The following is a 10,846-nucleotide window of genomic DNA, read 5'->3' as shown; positions in this document are numbered from 1 at the left end:
AAAGGCGGTATCCCGCCTCTATTCAGATGCTCTGGTAACTCAGTTACCGAGTAGTTCACTTGTTGGTTTTATCACTCATAGAACTTCGCAATGGCATCACTCAAAAAGGCAGAGAAACTGTAAAGTCCATTTTTTCTCCTCCGGATAACAGGGAAGTGTTTCGGTAAATGCTCAGCACTTCTGTTAAGGGAACCAGGATGGTTGCCACTTTCATGGTAAGTTCGGTCGCTTTGAATCACGATTGCAGTTGATTGAAAAAACATTTCCCCTCTCCTCCTTCTCTTATCCTTCTTTCTGACTATAGTTTATCATAAAAAAATGCGTCCCGGATTTTTTTCGCCCGGAGCGCATTTCTTTTTTATAATTTATGCATCAAGTCCTGCATGGTAGCCCATGTAGATGGCGCTGGTGAATACGTCAATTTTCCAAAGAGCCCATTGGGCTCATTAGGGAAATTGACGCATTTTTGACAGTGTAGGATAGCTATTTTAATGTGTCTTGAAATACTCATCGCAAAACTGATACCACTTTTTCTCATACTCACTATGACTTACCATTTTTATGTCTTGTGGCGTATAAATCTCGCGCTTTTGCGCCTCTTTCACAAAATCAAAAATATACACGTCTGAACTTTCCACAACGGCCCGGACGGCTTTCCATTCATTTAACACTGCATAATATAAACGTGTATGACCATCTAGAGAGATATAGCGCCCTTTATATGACATTACCGGAATTATAATATCATTTGCGCTATGAACAAATTTTTGAATTGCAAAAACCTTTTCCTCATCTACATAAAACTGTGAAGGCTGAATTTCTTCAAGTGAAATTGTTTTTATAAAAACAGTTGAATATTCTTTTATTATATTTCCCCGGCTATTATAAAATTTTGTAATGTGAGGAGCGTAAAATCTAAATTCTTCGATGATTTTCAAATATACTTCTTTTTCTTCTCCTCGAACTACCGCTTCAAAATCAGAAATAATTTCTATTTCATAAGGTCTTCCCTCTACAAGGAAACATCCATGCTGAAACAACGCACATTCAGAAAATCTGCTATCCGCGTATGTATCAATTCGTTGTATTTCCATTCACTATTTTTTCCTTTCTAGTACAGTGTATATTCTTTTTATTTGCACACATCCACCCAGCCCGTGGCTCCGGCAATCTTTTCCAGTTCGTCCACGGTGAGTTTCACGGCGCTGTGGTCGTCGCCGGCGGCGGGGTAGACGGTTTCAAACTGCCGCAGGCTTTCGTCCAGGTAGACCGTGACATTTTCGTTGATGCCGAAGGGGCAGACGCCGCCGGGGGCATGGCCGACCTGAGTTTCCACTTCCTCGAAGGGAATCATTTTGGCTTTGATATGGAAGGTATCTTTGTATTTCCGGTTGTCGATCTTTGCGGTTCCTTCGGTCAGAATCAGAACCGGCTTCTCTTCCTGGAGAAAGGAAAGGGTCTTAGCGATCATTCCGGGTTCCACGCCGAGGGCTTCGGCGGCCTCCGCCACCGTCGCCGTGGAAGCTGCCAGATGGATTACGCGATCCAGCATTCCTTTCTTTTTGAGATCTTCTTCCGCTTTTACTAATGACATTTCTTAGTCCTGCCTTTCTTCGTTGAGAAGCGCAAGGAACGCTTCCCCGTATTTTCTGAATTTATTCTCGCCCACGCCGCTTACCATGAGCATTTCTTCTTTTGACTTCGGGCGGAGCTGACACATCTGTGTCAGAGTCTTATCCGTGAAAACAAGATAAGGCGGCACCCGGTCTTTTTTCGCAAGCTCCATGCGAAGCCCTCTGAGTTTTTCAAAGAGGTCGTAGTCCACCTCTCCCTCCTCGGCCAGCAGGCGTTTCTTCGGCTTTTTCTCTTTGATTTTTTTCGGCTGTTCTTTGGCGGTCTTCATGAGAAGCGTGCTGCCATTCAGGATTTCTTCTGATTTCTCCGTGAGCTCCAGCACCGGATATTTGTCATCTGTGAGAAAAAGATAACCTTCCACCAGAAGATGGTTCAGGATCTGGCGAAGGCGGTAGATTGGCTCTTCCTCGCAGGTGCCGTAGTAGGGATTCTGGTCCATGCCCACCTGGAGGAGCCGGCTGTTTTTGCTGCCGTGGACCGTATCCACAATCAGCGTCATTCCGTAACTCCGTCTGGCTGTCTTCACACAGCCGATGAGATTTCTCGCCGTCTCCGACACGTCTTTTTCTTCAAATTGTGTGAGACAATTCGAGCAATTTCCGCAGTAATTATCCCCGTACTCCCCAAAATACCGGAGAATATAGGCTCGGAGACACTCATTGGTGAAGCAGTAAAAGGTCATCTTTTTCAACCGTTCCCGCTCCCGTTCTTGAACCAGAGCCGCTGTCTCCTCATCCATCCCTTCCGCCGCTTCCATCCGATCAATGAAAAACTGATTCGTCACCACATCCTGTCCGGAGTAAAAAAGGATACATTCTGACGGAAGGCCGTCTCTTCCGGCTCTTCCTGCTTCCTGATAATAGCTCTCCATATTTTTGGGCATATTATAATGGAGAACATAACGGACGTTGGATTTATCGATTCCCATGCCAAAAGCATTGGTCGCCACCATGATCTCCTTACGGTCAAAAATAAAATCCTCCTGATTTTTCCTCCGCTCTTCATCGCTTAAGCCCGCATGGTAACGGGTTGCCGAAAAGCCTCTGCCTACCAGGGCATTGTGCACTTCCTCCACCGTCTTTCTGGTCAGACAGTAGATGATCCCGCATTCGCCACTGTGCTCCGTCAGATATGCCAGTGTGGAAGAAAGCTTATCTTTTGGCTGCTTTACGGAAAAGAACAGGTTTTTCCGGTCAAAACCGGTGACCAGGGTGACCGGATCCTGCAGCCCCAGGATCGCTGCAATATCCTCTCTTACTTCTGCTGTTGCTGTCGCCGTAAAAGCACTGACCACAGGCCTTACCGGCAGCTGCTCCACAAAATCCGGGATCTTCAGATAGCTCGGGCGAAAATCCTGTCCCCACTGAGAAATACAATGAGCCTCATCGACACTGACCATGGAAATTTCTATCTGAAAAGCCGCCCAGAGAAAGCTGTCTGTCAAAAGACGCTCCGGTGCCACATAGACGATCTTGTAACGTCCCTGGACCAGATTCCGCAAGGCAGTCTGATACTGCCCGGGCGTAAGAGAACTGTTTAAATAAGCAGCATGGATCCCTGCCTGATTGAGTGCTGTGACCTGATCCTTCATCAGAGAGATCAGTGGCGAAACAACAAGGGTAATGCCGGACATGAGAAGAGCCGGGATCTGGTAACAGAGCGATTTTCCGGCTCCTGTCGGCATGATCCCCAGTGTATCCCTGCCGGAAAGGATCCCGTTTACCAACGTTTCCTGCCCTGCCCGGAAGCTGTCATAACCAAAATATTTCTTTAAAACTTCTTCTTTTGTCATAGAGACGCCTTTCTTCGTCAGAAACAAAACGGTGCGGCTTCCATAGGAAACCACACCATGTTGTTTTTACCAGATTTCATAACTCTTCCGTGTCCGGTTTTATTTCCCACAATTCGGACACTTGCCGTTTTCATCCAGTCTGGAACCACACTCTGTACAGAAAACTGCTTTGGGTCTGGCCGGTGCTTCCGGTGACGTTTTCACAGGCGCCGGCTTTTCCGTAACCGCTGCCTCGGATGCTTCCGGTGTTGTGCTGACAGGAGCCGGCTTTGCTGCGGGTTTTACCGGCTGAACCGGTCTCTCTGCTGCAGGAACCGTTTTTTCTGCCGCTGGCTTCGCTGGCTGAGCCGGTCTCTCCGCTGCAGGTTTTGCCACCGGCTTCGCTGCCGGAGCGGCTTTCTTTACAGGCTCTTTTGCCGGTGCAGGAGCAGGCTTTTTCCGTTCGCGGCTCGCAAAAACAGAAGCCTCCGGCTGCTGTTTTTTATCACCGGTGTTCTGATTTTTCAGCTTGTTGTCGATCATGATCACATGCTTCAGAAGCAGTACCGTCATCATCAGGAATTCATAGATCAGACGGATCAGAAGCGGAAGCCCGATCATCATCAGCAGTCCCATTCCAAAGCTTTGGAACAGTGTATAAACACCTGTAAGGATTGAAAAAACAGTCAGAAAAATATAGAGTGCCTGCAGAAGCTTCTCAATGAGAAGATAATTGAAATTGCATGTATCATGCAGAAATTTTCCAAATGCATTCAGCTTTGCCCGGCGGTTCTCCGGTACGATAAAAATAAAAGCCAGTACCGTCAGTACCACTGCCAGAACAAGAAAAACTGCCATAAACGCTGCTGAAGAATCACTTCCTCTTCCTGTGTAATAACCTCCTGTAAATCCCATTTCTCTTCCTCCTTTTTTTATTATTCTATCAGTTTACGTCATACCTTCTGATTATACAAGTCTTTTTCCCGCATCCGAATAATTTTTTATAACAGTTTCTGTTTTTCTTTCCGTTATGATATAATGATACCAGTGTCAAAAGGTCAAAAAGCTGTTCGTGCTTGCACGATAAGGCTTTTGAACTTGGGACACGCCAAATATGAAAAAGTAGCGATTTACGCAGTAAATCAGCGGATTTTGAATATTTGGATGATACCTGAACTTACTATATGAATCACACCTTTCAGGAAAGGAGCTTTCTACTATGCATTTCATTGATCTTCACGAAAATCAGATCTACATCCGTCTCGCCGTCACCGACAATCGGGATCTGAAACTTCTCCACTTTTCTGCACTTCCTCTCAAAGAAGAAGACCTCGTCGCTGAGGCCATTCCGGAAGGCTTCCCCTTCCTCAGTATAAATCTCTCCGGTTTTGACCGCCCCTATGAACGCCATGGCAACAAATACATCGTGACCGCTCCCGGTTACCGGATGAAATATCTTTCTCATTCCGATGAGCGAAACGAATTTGGCCGGCTTATCACCTTCCACACGAAAGATGAAGAAAGCGGTGTCACTGCCGACTCCTTCTGGCAGTTTTATGATGGACTTCCCGTGATCCGCACCTGGCATACCGTGACAAATAATGGCACGGAAGCACAGACTCTGGAGTATATTGCCAACTTCCATTATGAAGGAATTGAAAAAGAAGGCCACCTTTCCAGAGATGAAAAGCTGAAGATCCGGATCCCGCACAACGGCTGGCAGCGGGAACTGAACTGGAAAGCCTATACTTTCCCGGAACTTGGCATGGAACTGGTCCAGGAGCCCTCCATTCAGCGCTCCTCCAACCACCTCCATATTTCCAACACCGGAAACTGGTCTGCCAAGGAATACCTTCCCATGGCTTATCTGGAAAATACAGAAGTACATACGGGTATTTTCTGGGAGATCGATCACAACGGTTCCTGGCACTGGGAGATCGGCGACCAGAATGGACATTTCTATCTGGCACTGGGCGGCCCCAATGAGCTCTATTCACACTGGTTCAAGAATCTGAATCCGGGCGATCGTTTCACCACCGTACCGGCCGCAGTCGGTGTCACCGGCACCGGTTTTGACGATGCGATGGGTACGCTTACCGAATACCGCCGGAAGATCCGCAGAAAAAATCAGGATAATGAAAAGCTGCCTGTCATTTTCAACGACTATATGAACTGTCTCTGGGGCCACCCGACAGCAGAGGAAGAATATCCGCTGGTGGATGCGGCTGCAGAAGCCGGCTGTGAATACTTCTGCATCGATGCCGGCTGGTATGCAGACGGCGACTGGTGGGACAGCGTAGGCGAATGGGAAGAAAGCCGGAAACGCTTTCCGGAAGGTGTCAAAAAGGTCACGGATTACATCCGAAGCAAGGGTCTGATCCCGGGTGTCTGGCTGGAACCGGAAGTCATGGGCATCCACTGCGGCCTTGCCGGAAAGCTTCCCGATGACTGGTTCTTTGTCCGCCATGGAAAACGTGTCTATGACCGGAGCCGTTTCCAGCTGGATTACCGCAATCCTGCCGTCCGCGCCCATATGAATGAGGTCGTGGACAAGCTTGTCCGTGATTACGGTGTCGGTTATATAAAGACCGATTATAACATCGAACCCGGCATCGGAACAGAACTCTATGCGGACAGCGTCGGTGACGGCATGCTGGAACATGAGCGTGCTTATCTTTCCTGGCTGGACGGTCTGTTCAGACGCCACCCGGAGCTGATCATTGAAAACTGCTCCAGCGGCGGTCTCCGCATGGATTACGGTATGCTCTCCCGCTGCAGCATCCAGTCCACCAGTGATCAGGAGAATTATCTTCAGTATGCCGTCATTGCAGCCAATGCGCCTACCGGCGTTACCCCGGAACAGGCTGCTGTCTGGGCATATCCCATGAATCATGAAGAAGCTATTTCGCCGGATGCCCTCCGGGAAGAAGTGATTTTCAACATGGTCAGTGCCATGCTTCTCAGGATTCATCAGAGCGGCCATCTGGCAAAGCTGGATGCGGAACGGAAAGCCCTCGTAAAACAGGCACTGGATATTTATAAGACCATCCGCCAGGATATCCGCATTTCCCGTCCCTTCTGGCCTCTCGGTCTCGCCGGCTACTCTGATGAGATCGTAAGCCTTGGTCTTTTCGTAGAAGGAAAGGCCTATCTGGCTGTGTGGAAACGAGGCGGCAAAGCTGACTGCGTGACACTTCCCGTCTCTGCTGCGGTACGAAATGCTCTCGGCGGTGAAGAGCTTTCCGTTACCTGCATTTATCCTGACCGGGAAAGTGCCGATGCGGTTTACGATCCTGTCCAAAAGGCAGTAAAGGCTGCACTTCCAAAACCGGTCATGGCCCGGCTTTTTGAGCTGAAACCTGCTTATGAAAAAGCGGATACAAAAAACAGTTGACTTTTAAAAAGTGAATCCTTATGATGGTAGAGGCAAAAATAAACCTTTCTATACCTATTTTCACGGAGGATTTTATGCATACCATCAGTGTCGAAGAACTGGAAAACCTCGACCGTTCCAATATTACGATTTTGGACATCCGCTCCGAGGACGATTTCCGCAGGGGATCTTTGCCCGGAGCCATCCATGTCCCTATGAAAAAAAATCTGGACGAAGACCGTTCGGAGGAAGGCTTTTTTGAACCGGAATCCGTCAAAGCAGTAGAAAACGCGATTCCTACAAACCGCCCTGTCTACGTATTCTGTCACACCGGAAATCAGAGTCAGGAAGCCGTCAAGATTCTGACCGGACTCGGCTATCAGGCCGTAAATATTGAAGGCGGCTACCGTTCTTGGCTCCGCCTTTCCTTGGAACGCATGGTTTCCAATGATTCTGTAACCGAACGGACCAGAGAGATCGAGCGGACTCTGATCAAAAAATTCCGGAAATCCATCTGGCGTCCATTTACCAGAGCTATCCGGGATTATCAGCTCATTCAGGATGGTGACCGGATTGCTGTCTGTATCTCCGGAGGCAAGGATTCCATGCTTCTGGCCAAGCTCATGCAGGAGATTCAGAAGCATGGCCCTGTTTCTTTTGAGTTAGTCTTTCTGGTAATGAACCCCGGTTATAACGCCGACAACTGGAAGATCATCCAGAACAATGCCCGGATCCTCGGAATCCCTCTCACTGTTTTCGAAACGGAGATTTTCGATGTGGTAGCCGAGATTGATAAAAACCCCTGCTATCTCTGTGCGAGAATGCGCCGTGGCTACCTTTATTCCCATGCAAAAGAACTGGGCTGCAACAAGATCGCTCTCGGTCACCATTTTGATGATGTCATCGAGACCATCCTTATGGGAATGCTCTATGGTGCCAAAATTGAGACCATGATGCCAAAGCTTCACAGCCAGAACTTTGAAGGTATGGAACTGATCCGCCCCCTTTACCTGGTAAAAGAAGCAGATATCAAGGCCTGGAGAGATTCCAACGATCTTCATTTTATCCAGTGTGCCTGCCGTTTCACGGAAAACTGTACTTCCTGCGGCGGCGGCCGGGGCTCCAAACGCGATGAAATGAAAGAACTCATCGCCCAGTTCCGCAAGATCAGCCCCTTTATTGAATCCAATATTTTCAACAGTGTACAGAATGTCAATCTGCGTACCATCATCGGTTATCATAAAGATAAGGAAGCTTACTGTTTCCTCGATGATTACGATGAACGCAAAAGCCGGGAAGATTCTTAAGCTTCCCGGCTTTTTTACCATCTCTTTTTAGTTGCACTTGCTCTTATTTTTACGTACTTATGAAAAGTAGCGGCTCTGGATATACTTATGACAGTTAACGTCAGAAAAGAAGGAAACTGTCGAAAGGAGCATACAGAGCATGGACGTGAAAAAATCAGAAATTGCAGAAGAGATCAGCCGGCTCTGCGAGGAACGCAATATCACTTCTTACGAGCTTGCCAAGCGTTCCGGACTTCAGGAAAGCTCCGTCCGGAACATGTTTCAGAAAGGCACCACTCCGACCTACCGCACCCTGTTAAAAATGTGCGAAGGTCTGGGACTTACCATTCCACAGTTTTTTGACCGCTCTTCTTTTCTGGAAAAACTTCCTACAGAAGAAAAGGAACTGATGAGCATCTATCTGAAGCTGGATCAGAAGGATCGCGGTCATCTTGTTGCCTATGCCAGAAAACTGATCGCACAAAACGAAAAAGAAACTACCTTGTGAAGGCAGACGATCTTTGTTATACTGATAACGGTTCAGAAATGTTTCTGGACCGTTATCCTTTTATTACGACAAACTGGAGGTTTTTATGATAGATAACAGAGACGGACGGATTTATCTGGACGCAGTTCTGGAAAAAATACGGCAGCGGATCCTTTCCATTGACGAATCCCTTCTGGAAGGTCAGAAAGAAATTGATGAAATGCATGAGTATTACTGGCAAAACTACACGGAGATGGACGAGTACGGCTATGAAAATTTTGACAACCAGCAGGCTCTGCTTCATCAGATCAACGCCAATCAGGAGCAGCTGAAGCTGAAACACCGTTTTCGGAAAATGCTGGATTCTCCGTTTTTCGGACGGGTGGATTTCTGCTACGAAGGAGATGAGGAACCGGAGATTTTTTACATCGGCATCGGAAATTTTGCTGAGAAAACCGGTGCCCTGCCTCTGATATATGACTGGCGTTCTCCGGTAAGCGGTCTTTTCTATGATTATGATAAGGGTCCTGCTTCTTATCAGGCTCCCATGGGTGAATTTTCCGGCGAGATCACAGCCAAATGGCAGTATAAGATCCGCCGGGGAAAACTGGTCTACGCTTTTGAAAGCGACACCAAGATCGATGATGAAATCCTGAAAGCAGAGCTCGGCAGTCACGGTGAGATCCAGCTGAAAAATATCATCCGCACAATCCAGAAGGAACAGAACGCTATCATCCGCAACACCAGTGATAAGATTCTTGTAATCCAGGGTGCTGCCGGAAGCGGAAAAACCTCTGTGGCGCTCCATCGGATCGCTTATCTCCTTTACCATGACCGGAAGCATCTGAAATCCTCGAATATCCTGATCTTATCCCCAAACGGCGTCTTTTCCGACTACATTTCCCACATTCTTCCGGAGCTGGGTGAGGAAAACATACAGGAAATGAGCTTTGATCTTTTTGCCTACCGCCAGCTCAAGGGAACAGCTGCCGACTGTGAGGACCGCTGTGATCAGATCGAGCGGAATCTTCTGGCTGACAAAGAGGATCCGATAGCTCTTGAAAAACAGTCTCAGCGCTTCATCACCCATATGGAAGGCTTCCTGCTCCGCCTGGAGGATGAACTGATGAATTTTGCCCCGGTAGAATACAAAAACGTGACCTTGACAGAAAGCAGGCTCCTGGATCTTTTCTATAACAAATTTGGGGAGATCCCTCTTCTCTCCCGTATGGATGCTGTGGCAGATACCTTCATTGATGAAGTGGAAACCCTGAAAAACAAAGATCTTCCCGAAGAGGAAAAGCAAGAGCTCATCTCCCGTTTCCGTCAGATGTACGATACCCGTGATTTCTATGTCCTGTACAACCGTTTTCTGGAGGAGGAAGGGCTGCCGCTGCTGCCGGATCTTCCCCCCGAGGAACGGAAACTGGCTTATGAAGATGTGTATCCCGTCCTTTATCTCAAATACCGGCTTCAGAAGCGGAAGGGACGACAGGATATCAAACACCTGGTCGTAGACGAAATGCAGGATTACTCCCGCCTTCAGTATCTCATCCTCAAGGAAATGTTCTCCTGCCGCATGACGATCCTGGGAGACCGTGCGCAGACCATGGCTGATGAAAAACAGGACGCCCTCTCCTTCCTGCCGAAAATTTTCGGGAAAGACATCCGCCGCATCGTTATGAACAAGAGCTACCGGAACACCGTCGAAATCTCTTCCTACGCCAATGCGCTCACCGGCGTGGACGATGTGGAGCTCTTCGACCGCCACGGAAAACCGGTGACAGAAAAGACTTTTTCTTCCCTGGATCAGGCGCTTGATGCCGCTGTTCGGGAACTTCGGCTCGATCCGGAGCTGGTGGCTGCATCACCGGAAGGATTTCCCGAAAATGCTTCCGGTGAAAGTCCTGTTGTCCGGAATGCAGACAGGCACGATTCTGACACCCCGGGCGAACCGGTTGCTGACAACGCACCCATTTTCGAGACTGCGGCTGTCATTTTACGCACCGCCGCCGAGGCCGAGCAGGCTTATGCGATCCTTCGTGAAAAGCTTACCGCCAGAGACTTTGATGTAAAAAATGCCCTCTCCCTTCTTCACCGGGACAGCACCACGTTCCGCAAAGGCCTCACCGTCACCACCTTCTATCTGGCGAAAGGCCTGGAATTTGACCAGGTATTCTCCATTTTCCCGGAAAAAGACCAGCGTCCGCTGGTCCGTCAGGCGAGATACATCGCCGCTACCCGTGCACTTCACGAGCTGTACGCTTACGAAATCATCCATAGCTGAGAAAAAG

8 protein-coding genes are annotated in these 10,846 nt (G+C 48.3%); 4 read left to right on the top strand and 4 right to left on the bottom strand.

The features are described from left to right. Positions 1-488 precede the first annotated feature (488 nt). From DXA57_RS14900 to DXA57_RS14885, 4 genes are all read right to left on the bottom strand, one after another. Positions 489-1,094 (bottom strand): hypothetical protein, encoded by a 606-nt coding sequence (locus DXA57_RS14900; protein ID WP_117768069.1) that lies wholly within the window; start codon positions 1,092-1,094, stop codon positions 489-491. A gap of 38 nt (positions 1,095-1,132) precedes the next feature. Then, positions 1,133-1,594: a YbaK/EbsC family protein gene (locus DXA57_RS14895; RefSeq protein ID WP_117768068.1), complete on the bottom strand. Its 462-nt coding sequence runs from the start codon at positions 1,592-1,594 to the stop codon at positions 1,133-1,135. Positions 1,595-1,597: 3 nt separating this feature from the next. Beyond that, positions 1,598-3,427, bottom strand: a complete 1,830-nt coding sequence (gene recQ, locus DXA57_RS14890) for a DNA helicase RecQ (RefSeq protein WP_117768072.1) — start codon at positions 3,425-3,427, stop codon at positions 1,598-1,600. Between the two features lie 99 nt (positions 3,428-3,526). Beyond that, positions 3,527-4,321 (bottom strand): hypothetical protein, encoded by a 795-nt coding sequence (locus DXA57_RS14885; protein ID WP_117768067.1) that lies wholly within the window; start codon positions 4,319-4,321, stop codon positions 3,527-3,529. A 304-nt stretch (positions 4,322-4,625) separates the two neighbouring features. On the opposite strand from DXA57_RS14885, the gene DXA57_RS14880 reads away from it, so the two are divergent. The 4 genes from DXA57_RS14880 to DXA57_RS14865 all read left to right on the top strand — a co-directional run bounded on the left by DXA57_RS14880 (position 4,626) and on the right by DXA57_RS14865 (position 10,839). After that, entirely contained in the window at positions 4,626-6,800 is a 2,175-nt protein-coding gene (locus tag DXA57_RS14880; RefSeq protein ID WP_117768066.1) for a glycoside hydrolase family 36 protein, read from the top strand. A gap of 74 nt (positions 6,801-6,874) precedes the next feature. Continuing rightward, on the top strand, positions 6,875-8,086 hold the full coding sequence (locus DXA57_RS14875; protein WP_117768065.1) for an ATP-binding protein: 1,212 nt from the start codon (positions 6,875-6,877) through the stop codon (positions 8,084-8,086). 139 nt (positions 8,087-8,225) lie between these two features. Further along, positions 8,226-8,573 carry a helix-turn-helix domain-containing protein gene (locus DXA57_RS14870; protein WP_117768064.1) on the top strand — a complete coding sequence of 116 codons (348 nt, stop codon included), beginning with the start codon at positions 8,226-8,228 and terminating at the stop codon, positions 8,571-8,573. Between the two features lie 85 nt (positions 8,574-8,658). After that, positions 8,659-10,839, top strand: coding sequence for a HelD family protein (locus DXA57_RS14865; protein WP_117768063.1), 2,181 nt, complete (start codon positions 8,659-8,661; stop codon positions 10,837-10,839). Positions 10,840-10,846: the final 7 nt, after the last annotated feature.

The sequence above is a fragment of the Blautia sp. OF03-15BH genome, from assembly GCF_003463065.1.
GTDB lineage: Bacteria > Bacillota > Clostridia > Lachnospirales > Lachnospiraceae > Limivivens.
The sequence above is the reverse complement of the archived record's forward strand: the minus strand, read 5'-3'. Positions and strand labels throughout refer to the sequence as shown.